The 16,496-nt window shown below is 70.0% G+C and carries 14 protein-coding genes; 7 read left to right on the forward strand and 7 right to left on the reverse strand.

All coding sequences use genetic code 11. The features are described 5' to 3' along the window. The first annotated feature begins 144 nt into the window (after window positions 1-144). The 3 genes from ABD235_RS17205 (at window position 145) to ABD235_RS17215 (ending at window position 2,503) form a co-directional block, all read left to right on the forward strand. Window positions 145-1,029 (forward strand): CAP domain-containing protein, encoded by an 885-nt coding sequence (locus ABD235_RS17205; protein ID WP_344175175.1) that lies wholly within the window; start codon window positions 145-147, stop codon window positions 1,027-1,029. Between the two features lie 233 nt (window positions 1,030-1,262). Further along, entirely contained in the window at window positions 1,263-2,162 is a 900-nt protein-coding gene (locus tag ABD235_RS17210) for a CAP domain-containing protein (protein ID WP_344175177.1), read from the forward strand. 80 nt (window positions 2,163-2,242) lie between these two features. After that, window positions 2,243-2,503 (forward strand): hypothetical protein, encoded by a 261-nt coding sequence (locus ABD235_RS17215; RefSeq protein WP_344175178.1) that lies wholly within the window; start codon window positions 2,243-2,245, stop codon window positions 2,501-2,503. Window positions 2,504-2,587: 84 nt separating this feature from the next. Here ABD235_RS17215 and ABD235_RS17220 read toward each other — a convergent pair whose 3' ends face one another. Then, window positions 2,588-3,811: an NADP-dependent isocitrate dehydrogenase gene (locus tag ABD235_RS17220; protein ID WP_344175179.1), complete on the reverse strand. Its 1,224-nt coding sequence runs from the start codon at window positions 3,809-3,811 to the stop codon at window positions 2,588-2,590. 115 nt (window positions 3,812-3,926) lie between these two features. On the opposite strand from ABD235_RS17220, the gene ABD235_RS17225 reads away from it, so the two are divergent. Continuing rightward, on the forward strand, window positions 3,927-4,529 hold the full coding sequence (locus tag ABD235_RS17225) for an SMI1/KNR4 family protein (RefSeq protein ID WP_344175180.1): 603 nt from the start codon (window positions 3,927-3,929) through the stop codon (window positions 4,527-4,529). On the opposite strand, the gene ABD235_RS17230 is transcribed toward ABD235_RS17225, so the two are convergent. Genes ABD235_RS17230 through ABD235_RS17240 form a run of 3 tightly spaced genes read right to left on the reverse strand, consistent with a single transcriptional unit; the run spans window position 4,526 to window position 7,661 of the window. Further along, window positions 4,526-5,926, reverse strand: coding sequence for a M1 family metallopeptidase (locus ABD235_RS17230; RefSeq protein WP_344175182.1), 1,401 nt, complete (start codon window positions 5,924-5,926; stop codon window positions 4,526-4,528). The two genes, ABD235_RS17225 and ABD235_RS17230, sit on opposite strands and share 4 nt — an antisense overlap. 13 nt (window positions 5,927-5,939) lie before the next feature. Beyond that, complete coding sequence (locus ABD235_RS17235) at window positions 5,940-6,797, reverse strand: MOSC domain-containing protein (RefSeq protein WP_344175184.1); 858 nt, start codon at window positions 6,795-6,797, stop codon at window positions 5,940-5,942. A gap of 60 nt (window positions 6,798-6,857) precedes the next feature. Next, window positions 6,858-7,661, reverse strand: a complete 804-nt coding sequence (locus tag ABD235_RS17240; RefSeq protein WP_344175186.1) for a spermidine synthase — start codon at window positions 7,659-7,661, stop codon at window positions 6,858-6,860. A gap of 121 nt (window positions 7,662-7,782) precedes the next feature. On the opposite strand from ABD235_RS17240, the gene ABD235_RS17245 reads away from it, so the two are divergent. After that, complete coding sequence (locus tag ABD235_RS17245; protein ID WP_344175188.1) at window positions 7,783-8,775, forward strand: malate dehydrogenase; 993 nt, start codon at window positions 7,783-7,785, stop codon at window positions 8,773-8,775. Between the two features lie 53 nt (window positions 8,776-8,828). On the opposite strand, the gene ABD235_RS17250 is transcribed toward ABD235_RS17245, so the two are convergent. From ABD235_RS17250 to ABD235_RS17260, 3 genes are all read right to left on the reverse strand, one after another. Beyond that, on the reverse strand, window positions 8,829-12,110 hold the full coding sequence (locus tag ABD235_RS17250; RefSeq protein WP_344175190.1) for a S8 family peptidase: 3,282 nt from the start codon (window positions 12,108-12,110) through the stop codon (window positions 8,829-8,831). Between the two features lie 118 nt (window positions 12,111-12,228). Next, on the reverse strand, window positions 12,229-12,504 hold the full coding sequence (locus tag ABD235_RS17255) for a DUF3017 domain-containing protein (protein ID WP_344175191.1): 276 nt from the start codon (window positions 12,502-12,504) through the stop codon (window positions 12,229-12,231). 49 nt (window positions 12,505-12,553) lie between these two features. After that, complete coding sequence (locus ABD235_RS17260) at window positions 12,554-13,417, reverse strand: bifunctional methylenetetrahydrofolate dehydrogenase/methenyltetrahydrofolate cyclohydrolase (protein ID WP_344175192.1); 864 nt, start codon at window positions 13,415-13,417, stop codon at window positions 12,554-12,556. A 207-nt stretch (window positions 13,418-13,624) separates the two neighbouring features. On the opposite strand from ABD235_RS17260, the gene ABD235_RS17265 reads away from it, so the two are divergent. Continuing rightward, window positions 13,625-14,194 carry a TetR/AcrR family transcriptional regulator gene (locus ABD235_RS17265; protein ID WP_344175193.1) on the forward strand — a complete coding sequence of 190 codons (570 nt, stop codon included), beginning with the start codon at window positions 13,625-13,627 and terminating at the stop codon, window positions 14,192-14,194. Window positions 14,195-14,255: 61 nt separating this feature from the next. After that, window positions 14,256-16,445 (forward strand): MMPL family transporter, encoded by a 2,190-nt coding sequence (locus tag ABD235_RS17270; protein ID WP_344175194.1) that lies wholly within the window; start codon window positions 14,256-14,258, stop codon window positions 16,443-16,445. The last annotated feature ends 51 nt before the right edge of the window (window positions 16,446-16,496 follow it).

The raw sequence follows: 16,496 nt of genomic DNA on the forward strand, positions 1-16,496 counted from the left end.
AGCTGTGCGCGGGGGATCGACGGACGACTCGGTACGAACGAACGAAGAGGATCTCGCCCACCCATGACGGACTCGCCAACCCCTGGGCGACACCGCAGCAGAAGAGCAGCGCGCAAGCGAAGTCGAGGCCTGATCGGCCCGGTCGTGAGTGCCCTGTCGGTGTTGCTGGCCATCGGTCCCGTGGTCTACCTGATGACGCACCGCGACGGCTCGGACGTCGCCGACGGGCAGACCAAGGTCCTGAACGTCTCCGAGGACAACGCCGGGCCGGCGGCCGTCGACCACTCCGCTCCGGCCAAGCCCGGCAAGCCGCTGGTCACCGTCACCAAGACGCTGCCGAACGGCGTCACCACCACGATCGCCCCGACCGGTACGCCGGCGCTGGGATCGGCCGAGTCGACCACCACGTCGACGGCCACCAACTCGCCGAGCACCGTGGTCACCTCCACGCCCGGCGGCGTCGTCACGGTGACGGTCCGCCCGAGCGGCCGGCCGACGATCGCCGGCGACACCGTGAAGCCGAAGCCGTCGACCACGAAAACGACCACCAAGACCCCGCGCCCACCGACGACGACCGAGACGACGCCGGACGACCCGCCGCCGCCCCCGTCGGGTGGCGGCGGGACCAGCTCGATCGAGCGCGAGGTCCTCGACCTGACCAACCAGGCCCGGCGCAACCAGGGCTGCCGCCCGCTCCAGCTGGACGACAGCCTGGTGGAGGCCGCCGGCCGGCACGCGTCGGACATGGTCCGCCGGCACTACATGGACCACACCAACCCCGACGGCCAGGGCCCGGGCGACCGGATCGCGGCGGCCGGGTTCCGCGGCAGCGGCTGGGGCGAGAACATCGCCGCCGGCTACAGCAGCGCGCAGCGCGTGTTCGCCGCCTGGATGAACAGCGACGGGCACCGGGCCAACATCCTCAACTGCAAGTTCAACCGGATCGGCATCGGGTACGACGACGGCCAGGTCAAGCAGGAGTGGGGCCCGGGCAGCTGGGTCCAGGACTTCGGTCGGGTCAGCAGCTGATCCTCTCCGCTTGTCGAGCGCGACACGCGGTCGCTAATTTGTCAGGACAATGTTTTGTCGCCGCCCCACTGTGGAGCCGGTGCAGTTTGTCGAACAGCAACAGCCGCCGGCCGCTTGGCCGGTGAACGCAGCGGGTAGATCCGTCCTTGCACCTCACCGACCGCCCCTCACCGGCGCCCGGTGAGACGAACGAGGCACGTCGTGGGGCGACCGTGAAGGGAACACGCAGGTACATGTCAGAGCCCGGAGCCACCGCTCGGCGCCGGCGCAGCAGGAGGGCCGCCCCGCAACCGTCGCGGGTCCGCCGTCCGCTGATCGCCATCGCATCCGTGATCCTGGTGATCACCCCGATCTCCTGGATCCTCCTGCACGAACCGCAGAGCGACCAGGCCGACGCGTCCGTCCCGTACATCAGCCGCGACGACGACACGTACATCACCGCGTCGACCGATCCGGTCGTCGACACCACGGACGCGCCACCGACCGCCGTACCGTCGACGCCGCCGACGCCTGGCCGGACGCCGACGACGCCTGGTGTGACCACGACGCCTGGGGAGACGCCTGGTACGCCGGGGCCTGGTGATCCCACGGTCACGCCGACGCACGGTCCCACCACGCGGCCGACCGGCACGCCGACATCCGGTACGACGACGGCCCCGCCCCCGAGCAGCGAGACTCAGAACCCGCGGCCGACGAAGACCCCGACCCGCACACCCACGGACGATCCGACGACCACGACGCCGCCGCCCAACGACGACGACGGCAACATGAGCGGCGCCGAGGTCGAGCTCTTCAGCCTGGTCGACAACGCCCGCCAGGACCGCGGCTGCGCGCCGCTGCAGCGCAACAGCGACCTGTCGAACGGCGCCGGCAGCGACGCGGAGACCCGGGCGGAGAACGGCGACGTCTCCGACGGCGGCAACAGCTTCGCCGCGACCGGCGGCGACGGCATGAGCGCCAAGTCGGCGTTCGACAAACTGAAGTCCGAGCGCGCGGGGACGATCTTCAACTGCGGGCTCACCGAGCTCGGCGTCGGCCGCGGCGACTCGACCCGCAAGGTGGGCGCCCTGTGCGGCTTGCTCGGCGTCTGCACCGAGAAGACTCGAGTCGCTTGGGTCGTCGACTTCGACTAGGTGAGATCATGGGCGAAGGTGCTTGAGCCGACAACGTTCGCGGGGTTAGCTTGAGCCTCCACCGATCCGTGGGAGGCCGGATGTCCGGGGAGCGCGACGATCTCGATCCGGCCCGGCCTGCGCTGTTCGGGATCCCACCCGACGCGCTGGCCGACGAACGCCCGGACAACCGCCCCGGCGAAGCCAAACGCATGGGCCTCAGCCGCCACACCGAGGAAGGCGCCGTCCTGGCCTTCGCCTCGTCCCTCGACCGAGCCAAACCAGGCCACCGCATGGTCGCCTGGCTCCTCCTCGTCATGTTCAGCGCCCCCGCGCTGTACACGTTGATCGCCCTGCTCTAGTCAGCCGGAGCGCAGCAAAGGCCCCGGGCGGCGCGCTTCCCTCCCCACCCCACATCCCCAACCGCAGCATCCAGGTCACGCGGGCTACTGCCGGCTGATCTGTTTCTGCAGGTTCTCGTCCAGGGCGGCGAGGAACTGCTCGGTGGTGAGCCACTCCTGGTCGGGGCCGATCAGGCGGGCGAGGTCCTTGGTCATCTGGCCCTGCTCGACGGTGTCGACGCAGACCTGTTCGAGCGTGTCGGCGAAGGCGATGACCTCCGGCGTGCCGTCGAGCTTGCCGCGGTGCTTGAGGCCCCCGGTCCAGGCGAAGATCGAGGCGATCGGGTTGGTCGACGTCGGCTCGCCGCGCTGGTGGCGGCGGTAGTGCCGGGTGACCGTGCCGTGCGCCGCCTCGGCCTCGACGGTCTGCCCGTCGGGCGTCATCAGCACCGACGTCATCAGCCCGAGCGACCCGAACCCCTGCGCGACCGTGTCCGACTGCACGTCCCCGTCGTAGTTCTTGCAGGCCCACACGTACCCGCCGTCCCACTTCAGCGCCGACGCGACCATGTCGTCGATCAGCCGGTGCTCGTACCGCAGCCCACGCCGTACGAACTCGGCCTCGAACTCGGCCTCGTAGACCGACTGGAAGACGTCCTTGAACAGCCCGTCGTACGCCTTGAGCACCGTGTTCTTGGTCGACAGGTAGACCGGGTAGTCCCGCTTCAGCCCGTACGCGAACGACGCGCGCGCGAAGTCCTCGATCGACTTGGTGAAGTTGTACATCCCGAGCGCGACCCCGCCGTCCGGCCCGTAGTTCGCGACGACGTGCTGGATCGGCTCCGACCCGTCCTCCGGCGTGAACGTGATCGTCAGCTCGCCGGCGCCCGGCACGGTGAAGTTGGTCGCCTTGTACTGGTCCCCGTGCGCGTGCCGCCCGATCACGATCGGCTTGGTCCACCCGGGCACCAGCCGCGGCACGTTCCGGATGATGATCGGCTCGCGGAACACCACTCCCCCGAGGATGTTGCGAATCGTCCCGTTCGGCGAGGCCCACATCCGCTGCAGCCCGAACTCCTCCACCCGAGCCTCGTCCGGCGTGATCGTCGCGCACTTCACCCCGGCGCCGTGCCGCTTGATCGCCTCCGCCGCGTCCACCGTCACCTGGTCGCCGGTCGCGTCCCGGTGCTCGATCCCGAGGTCGTAGTACTCCAGCTCGACGTCCAGGTACGGATGAATCAGCCGCTCCTTCACGAACCGCCAGATGATCCGCGTCATCTCGTCCCCGTCGAGTTCCACCACCGGCCGTTCCACTGTGATCCGCCGCACGCGATCCTCCACTATCTTGACATCAAGACATCTCTCTTGACGTCAAGATAACCCGCGAAGGGCGCACTTGTCACACAGCAGGCGGCCAGACCCTCCGAGCCCCCAGAATGCAGCGGTGGAACGTACCGTCGAAGAGTCCTGGAATCTCATCACCGGCTGGCTCGAGCAGCACCTGCCCGCCGCCTACGAAGCACTCCAGCCGCCTGCTTCACCGGCCGCCGTGGAGGCGATCAGCAAGGCCGTAGGTCGTCCGCTGCCGCCCGATGTGCTGGCTTGGCTGAACCTCAGCAACGGCATGCGGGTGGTGACGGATTTCGGCAACCTGCTGCCGTTCTTCTTCACCCCGCTGACCTGCGAGGCCATGCTCACCCGCCACCGGATGATGCGCAGCATCTACAGCGACATGCCGCACGAGGACGCCGACGGACCGGCCGGCTCGTACTCCTTCGTGTGGCTCGACACGTTCCTGCCGCTGGCCGCGTCGGGTACCGACGTCGACCTCTTCGTGGACCTTCGCGACGGCGAGCTGCACGGTTGCGTCGGCGCGCTCGACGCGACCGACGGCAGCACCGGGTCGATCTGGCCGAGTACGGCGGTGATGTTGTCGCAGGTCGCGGACGCGTTCGTGCTGGGGCGGCCGGTCCAGTGGACGTACCCATCGGGCGATTCCACCGAGTACCGGCCGCAGCTCGAAGGTGGCCGGCTCAGCTGGGACTAGCCGATTGCGTGGTCCTTCCAGAACTGGGTCAGGTCCTTCGACGTGGCGGCCTGGGCGGCGGCCTTGAAGGCCTGCGGGGTGGCGACTCCGTACCAGTGGGCCGCCGTGTAGGACTTGAGCATCTTGGCCATCGCCGGCGGGCCCAGGACGCGTTCGAGGTCGTGGAGCATGCAGCCGCCGTACGAGTAGACGTACGCCGACCAGCCGGGGGTCTTGGCCCAGTAGCCCATGGTGTTGGTGATCAGGTGGTCCAGGCGGCCGGGCCAGCAGTCGGGCTGGTTGTCGCCGATGTGGATGTACGACGCGTAGACGGCGAACGACTCGTCCAGCCACGGATCGGCGTACTCGTTGTTGCCGACGATGCCGTAGAACCACTGGTGGGCGAGCTCGTGGACGACCGGCCCCTCCTCGTTCGGTGGGGCGATCAGCAGGACGAGGCCGGGGTACTCCATGCCGTAGAAGGACTCCCAGTTGTCGTTCAGCACCAGGTCGACCTCGCCGTACGGGTACTTGCCGAAGCGGCGGCCGAAGTCGTCGAGCGCGGCGGCGGCCCGGGTCTGGGCGTCCTTGACGGCGAAGGGCGTCACCACGCCCGTCCACGACGTGCGGATGGTGATGCCGCCGGGCGACTTGGTCACGGCCTGCTGGAAGGGGCCGACAGCCCAGGCGAAGTCCCTGACCTGCTGGGCTTTCGAGATGGTCGTCGTACGGCGTGACGTCGTCACCGTGCCGGTCGCGGGCACGACGAGCCCGGCGGGATGGTCGAGCCGGACGGTGAAGTCGGCGGCAAGCGTGTAGTAGCTCTCGCCGATGCCGACGTCGGGCTCGAGGTGCCAGCCGGCCTGGTCGCGGACCGCCAGCACCGGAAGGGCGTTGCCGAAGAAGCTGTACGCGCCCGAGCGGCCGAACTGCTCGGCCCGCGCCGGCGCGGTCATCGTGACGTCGAAGGCGACAGACCCGCGTTGACCGGGCCGCAGCGGCTTCTTCAGGTCGACCTTGACCGCCGTGCAGTTCACCGTCGGCGTCGCCGCAGTCCCGCCGTGGAAGCGGCTGACCTTGACCGGCGACTTGCAGCCGTCCCACGCGTTGCCCCACAGCCGCAGGTACACCTCGCGCAGCGGCAGGTCACCGGTGTTCGTGAACGAGATCTTCTCCCGACCGGTCCAGGTCACGCCGCTCGCGTCAGCAGCAAGCCGTACGTCGTACGCCGCCTGCCCGGGCGTTCGCCCGGCGCTCAGGTCGCGCCCGGCAGCATGGTCGCCCGAGGCAACGACCCCTCCGTTGCCATCAGCAACGTTGCCCGAAGCAACCGCCGGCGGAGCGAGCGTGCCCGTCACGGTGGCGAGCGCGAGTCCGAGCACACAGACGATCCGTCGCACAGTGACCTCCCAGGTCATCGGTGCGACGAGACTACCGAGTCGAAGGGGCGGGATCGGGACCTCCGGCCAGCCATTCGGCCACGGAGAAAGCGTCGCCGACCGCGACCACCCCGGGCGTCAGCACCGCGGCCTTCATCCCGAAGCTGACCCCACCGCCGTACGACGGCTCGCGCCGGTACTTGGCCAACGTCCGCGTCGGCTCCGGGCCCGACTTGACGCCGGTCGCCTGGTCCACGGTCGGCACGGCGCAGCGGATCGCGCGGGCGGCGTACCCGAGCTCCAGGGAACCGGCGACCGCCCGCATCACCCGGTCTTCGGTGTGCGGCGAAGTCCAGCCGGAGACGACGAGGTTCGGGCGGAAGCGGTTCATCGGGATCGGCTCGCCGCCGGACTCGACGATCCGCGCGTTCAGCTCGTCGAGCGACGCCTGCGACGTGATCAGCAGCGCGTGTGCGTCGCCGAAGCCGGTCTGCCCGGCGTGCACTCCCCAGCCCGGACGCTCGTGCTCGGGCGTCACCCGGACCAGCGCCGCGGGCTTGCCGAGGCGTTCGGTGAACCAGGCGTCGGCCGCCGGGTCCTGCACCACGCCGGCGCCGAACCACTTGCCGAACAGGCTGACGTCGCGCCGCTTCCCGTCGTACGCGACCTCGATCTCCACGGCGGTCGATCCGTCGGACAGCCGCAGCCCGTCGCCGTCGAGCACCTCGACCCGCAGCGGCGCCATCGCGGGCAGGCTGCGCTGGCTGTAGAAGGCGCCGTCGGGGCCGACCAGCATGAAGCTACGATCGTGCTTCAGCCCGGTGGCGCCGATCTCGGCACGGTCGGCGGAGACGCCGGCCAGCCCCTTCACGGGGTAGTAGGTCAGCGCGGAAACTCGGACGTCGGCCACCGGGACACAGTAGTCGCCGCCGGGGCTGCGCCGCGTCGAAGCTGACGGCGAAATGTTCAGTTAGCCGAAGGTGCCCGAGGGCGCCGCGGGCGAGACGAAGGTCTCGCCGTCGGTCAGCGGTTCGGCCTTGCCGGCCAGCTCGGTCAGCGGCATCACCTCGTACGGCGGTTGCGCGCGCCGCCCGGCGGCGGTCAGGTCCGGGACGGGCTGCCGCGACGCGACCAGGACGACGTTGCCGAAGGACTTGCCGCGCAGCACCTTCCGCTCGGCGAGGACGACGCCCTGACCGAAGGCTTCCCGCGCCGTCGCGGCCACTCGGCGTACGAAGGCCAGGCCGGCCGAGCCGTCGATCAGGTTCTGCACCAGTACGCCGCCCGGCCGCAGGACGCGGGCGCACTCGGCGGCGAACTCGCGGGTGACGAGGTTCTCCGGGACGGCCTCACGGACGAATGCGTCCACGATCAGCAGGTCGACCGAGTCCTCGTACACGCCGCTGATGCCCGCCCGGCCCGTCTCCGGGCGGACCTTGATCCCCGACCGCTTCGGCAGCGGCAGCGCCTCGCGGACGAACTCGGTCAGGTCCTCGTCCGGCTCGAGCACGATCTGCCGCGACCGCGGGCGCGTCACCGCGACGTACCGGGCCAGGGACAGTCCGGCGCCACCGATGTGCAGCACGGAGATCGGCTGCTTGCGCGCGGCGACCGCGTCCACGACGTCACCGATCCGCCGCATGTACTCGAAGGCGAGGTGCGTGGGGTCGGCCAGGTCGACCTGCGACTGCAACGAGCCGTCCACCCGCACCACGAACGTCCCGTCCGCAACGGCCTCGACGGTCGCCGTCCCGGACCCGACTGTGCGCTCCATCCCGTCATCCTTTCACTGCCGTCGCCGGAGGTGGCAGGAATCACCGGCCCCACCGTCGCCAGCGGGCGTGCGGGTTGCTAGCGTCCGAAGTACAGCCAGTCGAGTTCCCAAGGAGCGTGTCGTGAGCACTACCCCCGTGAAGGTGGCCGTCACCGGCGCCGCCGGTCAGATCGGTTACAGCCTGCTGTTCCGGATCGCGAGCGGTGCACTGCTGGGCCCGGACACCCCGGTCGAGCTGCGGCTGCTGGAGATCACCCCGGCGCTGAAGGCGCTGGAGGGGGTCGTGATGGAGCTCGACGACAGCGCGTTCCCGACGCTGGCCGGCGTCGAGATCGGCGACGACCCGAACGTCATCTTCGACGGCGCGAACGTCGCCCTGCTGGTCGGCGCCCGGCCGCGGACCAAGGGCATGGAGCGCGGTGACCTGCTCGAGGCCAACGGCGCGATCTTCACCGGCCAGGGCAAGGCGCTGAACGACCACGCCGCCGACGACATCCGGATCACCGTCACCGGCAACCCGGCCAACACCAACGCGCTGATCGCCAAGTCGAACGCGCCGGACATCCCGGCCGAGCGGTTCTCCGCGCTGACCCGCCTGGACCACAACCGCGCGCTGGCGCAGCTGGCCCGCAAGACCGGCACCCACGTGACGGACCTGAAGAAGCTGACGATCTGGGGCAACCACAGCGCCACGCAGTACCCGGACATCTTCCACGCCGAGGTGGCCGGCAAGAACGCGGCCGAGGTCGTCAACGACCAGGACTGGCTGGAGAACGACTTCATCCCGACCGTGCAGAAGCGCGGCGCGGCGATCATCGAGGCCCGCGGCGCCTCCTCGGCGGCCTCGGCCGCGGCCGCGACGATCGACCACACCCGCGACTGGCTGCGCGGTTCGGCCGACGGTGACTGGCTGTCGATGGCGGTCGTGTCCGACGGTTCGTACGGCGTACCGGAGGGCCTGATCTCGTCGTTCCCGGTGACCACCAAGGACGGCAACTGGGAGATCGTCCAGGGCCTGGAGATCAACGACTTCTCCCGCGGCCGGATCGACGCCAGCACCGCCGAGCTCGGCGAGGAGCGCGACGCGGTCAAGGCGCTCGGCCTGATCGGCTGACCCAGAACGTTGCGGAAGGCCCCCGGGGAGCTCCCCGGGGGCCTTCGTCGCGTCTACCGCAACCGGTACGCGTTGAGCACGGTCTGCGTCGCCGTGCTGCCGTCCCGGTCGACGACCACCGACTTCAGCGAGACCGTCGCCCCGGCCGGCGTCGTGAAGACAGCCTTGTACTTGCCGTTGCCGGCCGGCAGCACCCTCGCGCGCTGCCAGGTCTTGCCGGCGTCACCCGACACCTGGACGACGACCGACTTGGCCGGCGACGCCGTCGCGCCGGCCGCACTGGTGACCGCGAGATCCAGCACGCTGATCGGCAGCCGTTTGACCGCGTTCCGCTCGTCGACCCGCGGCGTGAACCGCACCGCCTTCAAGGGCAGCAGGACCTTGGTCCCACCGGTGTCCTGCGAGCTGAACGTCCAGACGCCCTCCATCCGGTTCGCGAGCTGCAGCATCGGCCGGTTCTGCACGATCTCCATCCGGTACGACGCCTTGCCGGCCGGCAGCTCCTCCAGGAAGAGCTGGCCGGGAACCGGTGACTGGTCGACCAGCTTGCCGTCGCGGAACAGCTTGGTGCTGCTCGCTACGACCTCGTCCGACATCCCGTCGTGGCCGTCCGCGTCGCCGTTCGGGAACAGGAACAGGTCCATCAGGTTGCCCTCGCGGTAGACGCCGCCGCCGGCGACGTCCATCGTCGCGGCCGCGGCGCCCCAGCGTTCGCCGTACGAAGCACCAGGACGGAACGTCTTGCCGGTGAACGAGTACGACAGCGGATAGGTGTAGTACTCGCCGTCTTCGACGAACGTGTTGACCTGAGCGGCCCAAGTGACGCCCTTGGCCTCGACCAGGTGAGTGACGCGGCTCGGCAGGCTGTACGCGAACGGCCAGCCGGAAGCGCTCATGTGCATGCCCGGCAGCGATCCGAACCGCTCGTCGAAGACCTGCTGGCCCGCGTGGTCCGCGGTGTAGAGCGTCGACAGCTTCGCCAGTTCGTGATCCCGCACGGTCCGTTGGTAGCCGGTGAAGTAGCTCCCGGTCCGGCCCTGCAGGAGGTCGTACGTGTACGGCGTGTTGCGGAAGTCGCCGTTCTTGCCCGGCACGCCCCAGCGGGAGGCGACGAACGACGTCATCTCGTCGGCGGAGACCGACGCGCCCATCGAACCGACGAAGACCTGGCCGAGCGCGGCCGCGTACGTCGAGTTGGACTGCACCCACTCGTTGATCAGGCGCTCGTAGCCGATCTCGACCCGAGCCAGTCGCGCGTCCGATCGCGGCAACGTCATCCGGACCGGGCCGGCCTTGCGGGCGTCGACCGCGACGGTTGTCGCCCGGTCGACGACGAGCTTCGGCCAGACCAGTTGGTAGACGCGCTCCTTGGCGTCCATCAGGTTGCCGTCGACGAAGTACTCGCCCTTCGGCAGCCGCAGCTTCGCGGTGCCCTGCGCGTCGGTGCGGACCTCGACGAACCGGTCGTCGGTGATGCCGAGCAGCGTCGTGTAGTTCACGTCTGTGCCCTTGCCGTCGGGACCGAGATGCTTGACGGTGACGTCGTAGCTCTCGATCTCCTTTTCGACGGCCAACGGGATGCCCAGGCTGGTGCCCGGAGCCGTGGCCACCAGGCGGCCGGCGTACTGGCCGTCGGCGCCCTGGTGACGCGTGTCCGAGGTGACGGTGACCGACGCCGTGCCGCCCACGGGCACGGTGACGCTCTGCGCCGCGAGCTTGAACGCGGTCGCCGGCGCCGGCTTGCCGTCCGGACCGGTCGCGGAGACCTTCAGCTGCAGGGTGGCAGCCGCCTTGCCGAGGTTGCGGAAGGCAACCTGCTTGGCGACCGGCTTGTCGTCGGCGTGCGGCCACAGCGCCGTACCGAACGAGACGCTGCCCGGCGTTGCGGTCAGCAACTGGACGATCGCCTGGCCTGCGTCGACCCGGCCGGCGCCTTGCTGGTAGACGGTCTGGCCGGCGATGACCTTCGCCGATCCCATCACCATCGGCTTGAGCTCGTTCGCCGTCCAGGTCGGGTGCTGCTGCGCGAGCAGCGCGGCAGTGCCCGCGACGTGCGGCGTCGCCATCGACGTACCGGACAGCATCATGTACTGCGTACCGACCGGGTCGCCGATGTCGGCGTCCTTGGCTCGCGCGGCGACGATGTCCACGCCCGGACCGGTGACGTCGGGCTTGATCGCACCGTCGCCGACCCGCGGGCCGCGGCTGGAGAACTCCGCGAGCTGGTCGGACTTGTCGACCGCGCCGACGGTCAGCGCCGCGTCCGCGCTGCCCGGTGACGCAACCGTCCCGTCGCCCGGACCTTCATTGCCTGCGGCAACGACGAAGAGCGTGCCGGTCCGTGCGGTGAGCTTGTTGATCGCGGCCTCGATCGGGTCGACCTCGGGGGTGTCCGGGCCGCCGATGCTGAAGTTGACGACCTTGGCCTTCTGCTCGACCGCGGCCCACTGCAACCCGGCGAGCATCGCCGAGTCCGAGCAGCTACCACCGCCGTCGCAGACCTTGCCGTCGAGCAACGTCGCGTCCGGCGCAACGCCCTTGTACTTGCCGCCCGACGCCGCACCGGACCCGGCGACCGTCGACGCGACGTGCGTGCCGTGGCCGAACTGGTCCCCCACGGGGTCCGTGGTGAAGTTCTTCGTGGCGCCGATCCGGCCCTTGAAATCCGGATGGTTCGGGTCGATGCCCGTGTCCAGGATCGCGACCTTGACGCCCTTGCCGGTGAACCCGGCCTTCCAGGCTTTCGGCGCGCCGATCTGCGGGACCGACTTGTCCAGCAGCACCTTGCGCTTGGCGTCCAGCCAGACGTGGTCGATGCCGGCCGCGTCGCGGGTCTGTCCGGTGACCTGGCGGAGGAACTGCCCGGTCGTCGACTTGTCGACCGTGACGGCGGTGGCGCCGATCGCCGGAAGGTCCTTCCTTTTCGTTGCTCCTGGCAACGTGCTGGAACGGCCTCTGGTCGCGACGATCAGCGGGATCGTCGTCGACCGCTGGTCGTCGTACCCCATCTCCAGCAGGCCGGACACGTCGAACAACCGCCGGTCGAGCTTGCCCGACGTCACCGCCGAGCTGACGTCGAGCGGAAGCACCGACAGCCGGCCGTGCGACCGCCGCAGCTTGAAGACCACCTTGTCCCGGCCGGGGCCGGGGTCGATCGAGACGTGCTCGCCGTTCACCACGACCCGGTCGCCGGTGACCAGCGTGACGACCTGCTTCTTCGTTGGCTGGCTGGTAGCCGTGCGCAACGCCTCAGGCTGTTGGCTCGCCTGCGCGCCGGGCCCTTCCACCCATCCGATCGCCAGCGCTCCGGCCAGTACGCCGGTTGCCGCTGTCAACCATCTCTTCCTGCGCTCCATCTCCCGTACTCCCCTCCGTCACCGGTCGGTGACCACACGGGTACGACGCGTGAGCGGAGGGAAAAGATGCCGCGGTTTTCGGAGGGTGCCCGTTCGGTCAGCCGTTCGGGATGATCAGGGCGAGCACGAGGATGGCGGCGCCGGCCGCGAGCAGCAGCGCGGTGTCGAACATCCGGCCGCGGACGTGCAGCAGACCGGCCTGGTCGTCGTTGAGCGCGAGGCGCAGCAGGCCGGCGAGCAGGACGCTGCCGGAGAAGATCAGGATGCCGTTGCGCCAGTTGTAAAAGGTCAGGATGACCAGTCCGGCCAGTCCCGCCAGCACACAGATCGCCAACGGCCACTCACTCCGCCGCTGCTCGGCCGCGGCGGCCATCAGTTGGTTGCGCCGGGGATGCGGGCGGGCGCGCTCGGGATGCCGGCGGTCATGCGGGAGATCCGGCGGCGGCTTCGGCGGCTTCGACGACGTTGGTGAGCAGCATCGCGCGGGTCATCGGGCCGATGCCGCCGGGCATCGGGGCGATCCAGGCGGCGGCCTCGCGGGCCGCGGGGTCGATGTCGCCGACGATCTTGCCCTCGGCGCTGCGGCTGGTGCCGACGTCGAGCAGGACCGCGCCCGGCTTCACCATGTCGGCGGTGATCAGCCCGGCCGACCCGGCGGCGGCGATCACGATGTCGCCGGTGCGGACCACCGAGGCCAGGTCCTTCGTGCCGGTGTGGCACTGGGTGACGGTCGCGTTCTCGGACTTGCGGGTGAACAGCAGCCCCATCGGCCGGCCCGCGGTGACGCCGCGGCCGACGACGACCACGTGCGCGCCGGCGATCGGTACGTCGTACCGGCGGAGGATCTCGACGCAGCCCTTCGGCGTACAGGGCAGCGGACCGTCCTGGCCGAGGACCAGCTTGCCGAGGCTGACCGGGTGCAGGCCGTCGGCGTCCTTGAGCGGGTCGATCAGGCCGAGGATCTCGTTGGTGTCGACGTGCTTGGGCAGCGGCAGTTGCACGATGAACCCGGTGCAGGCCGGGTTCTCGTTCAGCTCGCGGACCTTCGCGGCGATCTCGTCCTGCGTGGTGTCGGCCGGCAGCTCGACCTCGATCGAGGAGATCCCGACCGCCGCGCAGTCGCGGTGCTTGCCCGCGACGTACGCCCGGCTGCCCGGGTCGTCGCCGACCAGGATCGTCCCGAGCCCCGGCACGATGCCCTGCTCGGCCAGCTTGGCCACCCGGACCTTCAACTCGTCCTTGATCGCCGCCGCAGTCGCCTTGCCATCCAAAATCTGAGCCGTCACAACACAGGAGTCTGCCACGCACCAACCCCCGGCAACTACCGACCCTCGTCCACGTCAGAACCCCCGTCAGCTCCCCCGCTCAAACCTCACCACACCCACCGAACCTCCACTCAGATCCACCACCCTTCCGTCCCCGTCCAGTGAGGTGAAGCACAAAGCTGACCGATCGGTTGAAAACTGGCCGATCGGTCAGGCAAGCTGGCTGACATGGCAGAGAGCACGCCCGCGCGTGAGCGGACCCGGCGCGAGATCGTGCAGCAGGCGATGACCCTGTTCGCGAGCAACGGCTACAACGCGACCTCGTTGCAGGACATCGCGACCGCGGCCGGGTGCTCCAAGGCGACCGTGCTCTACCACTTCAACGGCAAGGCCGCGGTGCTCGCCGCCGTGCTGTCGCCGTCCCAGCAGGCGCTGAAAGAGGTCGTCAGCCAGGCGGAGCAGCTTCCGCCGGAGCGGTCGCAGGAGCTGGCGATCGTGCGCTTCGTCGAGCTCGCGGTGGAGATGCGCGGGCTGATCGCCGTCCTGCAGGACGTGTTGACGGTGATCGACACGATGCCCGAGTTCGACGAACTGGTGGCCGACGGGATCAAGCTCACCGAGCTGATGGCCGGCCAGGGCGCCGACCGGCTCGAGCTGGACATCGCGAAGTTCGCCGTCAACGGGCTGCTCGGCGAGTGCCGGCACCCGGGCGAGCGCAACGACGCCGAGCTGCGCGACCTCTGCGAGACCGCCCTCCGCCGGCTGCTCAAGCCGGCCCACCCCTCGTCCGGCAGCTGATGACTCCGGATTCCGCACCGATCCCCTGCCCGACCGGACGACCCGAACGGACGTACCCCCGATGGCGAATCTCTTGTACCGGCTCGGCCGGTTCTCCTACCAGCGCCGGCGGCTCGTCGCCGCGATCTGGACGTTCGTCCTGGTCCTGCTCGGGGTCGGCGCGCTGACCCTGGGCGGCCAGACCGCAAACACGTTCTCGATCCCGGGCACCGAGTCGCAGCGCGCGCTCGACGCGCTGGCCAAGGACATGCCGGCCGCGAGCGGAGCGTCGGCCAGCGTCGTGGTCAAGGCGCCGCCCGGCAAGACGCTGATGGACCCGGCGGTCAAGGCCGCGGTCGGCGTCACCGTCGCGAAGGTGGCCAAGGTCCCCGAGGTCGCCGGCGCGGTCGACCCGTACACCGCGAAGGCGATCAGCCAGGACGGGTCCACCGGGCTCATCCAGGTCTCGTTCACCAAGTCCGCCGACCAGCTCTCCAAGGAGAGCACCACGGCGTACGACGGTCTGAGCGCGCTCAGCTCGGGTGACCTGCAGGTCGTCCCGGGTGGCGCCGTGGTCGGCGGGCCGCCGGAGATCGGCAGCACCGAGATCATCGGTGTCGCGATCGCCGCCGTCATCCTGGTGGTCACCTTCGGCTCGCTGGTCGCCGCGGGCATGACGTTGCTGACGGCCCTCATCGGCGTCCTGGCCGGGATGGCCGGGCTGTTCCTGGTCACCGCGTTCACCGAGGTCTCGTCGACGGCTCCGATCCTGGCGCTGATGCTCGGCCTGGCCGTCGGCATCGACTACGCGTTGTTCATCAGCTCGCGGCACCGTACCCAGCTGGCCGAGGGCATGGACCCGGAGGAGTCGGTCGCGCGGGCGACGGCGACCGCCGGTTCCGCCGTACTGTTCGCGGGGGCGACCGTCGTGATCGCGCTGGCCGGGCTGAGCCTGGTCGGGGTTCCGTTCCTGACCGCGATGGGTCTGGCCGCGGCCGCGACCGTGCTGACCGCCGTACTGGTGGCTTTGACGCTGCTGCCGGCGATGCTCGGCTTCGTCGGCAACCGCGTCCTGCCGCGCAAGCTGCGCAACCACGGCGCCCACGCCGCCGAGCCGGTCGTGGTCAAGGACGGCTTCGGCTTCCGCTGGGCCCGGCTGGTGACCCGCTTCCGCGTCCCGATCGTTGCCCTGGGCATCCTCGGGCTCGGCGCGCTGGCGCTGCCGGTGCAGGACATGCGGCTGGCCATGCCGGACGGCGCGACCGCGCCGGAGAACTCCAACCAGCGGATCGCGTACGACCTGTCAGCGGCCGCTTTCGGCCCGGGCTCGAACGGCCCGCTCGTGGTCGTCGTGAAGACGCCGAACGCCCAGCAGTCCGAAGCGCTGGTCGGTCAGGTGCTCGGCGCGACGAAGGGCCTGAAGGACATCGTCGCGGCGCAGCCCGGCCCGGCGAGCAAGGACGGCGCGACCCGGCTGATCAGCGTGATCCCGGCCAGCGGCCCGGCGAGCGAGCAGACCGCCGACCTGGTCGGCGACCTGCGGGACACCCTCAAGCCGCTGTCGCAGAACGGCGCCGACATCTCGATCACCGGCAACACGGCGATCGGTGTCGACGTCTCGCAGAAGCTGACCGACGCGCTTCCGACGTACCTGCTGGTCGTGATCGGGTTGTCGTTCCTGCTGCTCCTGCTGGCGTTCCGCTCGATCCTGGTCCCGCTGAAGGCGACGCTGGGCTTCCTGCTGACGATCGGCGCGACGTTCGGCATCACGGTCGGCGTCTTCCAGCTCGGCTGGGGCGCGGCGCTGTTCGGGGTGGACTCCCCGGGCCCGCTGGTCAGCTTCCTGCCGATCATCATGATGGGCATCCTGTTCGGCCTGGCGATGGACTACGAGGTGTTCATCGTGTCCCGGGTCCGTGAGGAGTTCGTGCACGGCAAGCACGCCACCGAGGCGACCATCGCCGGCGTCGGGCACGGCGCCCGCGTGGTGACCGCGGCCGCGCTGATCATGGCGGCGGTGTTCGCGGGCTTCATCCTGGTGCACGACCCGATCATCAAGACGATCGGCTTCGGCCTGACGATCGGCGTCCTGATCGACGCCTTCGTCGTCCGGATGACGATCGTCCCCGCGGTGCTCTCGCTGCTCGGCGACCGCGCCTGGTGGTTCCCGAAGTGGCTCGACCGGATCACCCCGAAGGTCGACATCGAGGGCGAGTCCCTGCGCGTGGACGAGCCCGGGAAGCCGGCCGAGAAGGACCTCGTCGGCGCCTGACCGACCCACCGAGGGCTCGAGACCAGGGCGCGGCTGACACGGCCGCGCCCT

It is taken from the genome of Kribbella lupini (genome assembly GCF_039529595.1).
Lineage (GTDB): Bacteria > Actinomycetota > Actinomycetes > Propionibacteriales > Kribbellaceae > Kribbella > Kribbella lupini.

What these genes read in the sequence shown, in the direction of transcription:
- ABD235_RS17210 (WP_344175177.1), top strand. Translation starts at nt 1,263, where the DNA reads ATGTCAGAGCCCGGAGCCACCGCTCGGCGCCGGCGCAGCAGGAGGGCC.
- ABD235_RS17215 (WP_344175178.1), top strand. Translation starts at nt 2,243, where the DNA reads ATGTCCGGGGAGCGCGACGATCTCGATCCGGCCCGGCCTGCGCTGTTC.
- ABD235_RS17230 (WP_344175182.1), bottom strand. Translation starts at nt 5,926, where the DNA reads ATGACCTGGGAGGTCACTGTGCGACGGATCGTCTGTGTGCTCGGACTC.
- ABD235_RS17240 (WP_344175186.1), bottom strand. Translation starts at nt 7,661, where the DNA reads ATGGAGCGCACAGTCGGGTCCGGGACGGCGACCGTCGAGGCCGTTGCG.
- ABD235_RS17255 (WP_344175191.1), bottom strand. Translation starts at nt 12,504, where the DNA reads ATGGCCGCCGCGGCCGAGCAGCGGCGGAGTGAGTGGCCGTTGGCGATC.
- ABD235_RS17265 (WP_344175193.1), top strand. Translation starts at nt 13,625, where the DNA reads ATGGCAGAGAGCACGCCCGCGCGTGAGCGGACCCGGCGCGAGATCGTG.
- ABD235_RS17270 (WP_344175194.1), top strand. Translation starts at nt 14,256, where the DNA reads ATGGCGAATCTCTTGTACCGGCTCGGCCGGTTCTCCTACCAGCGCCGG.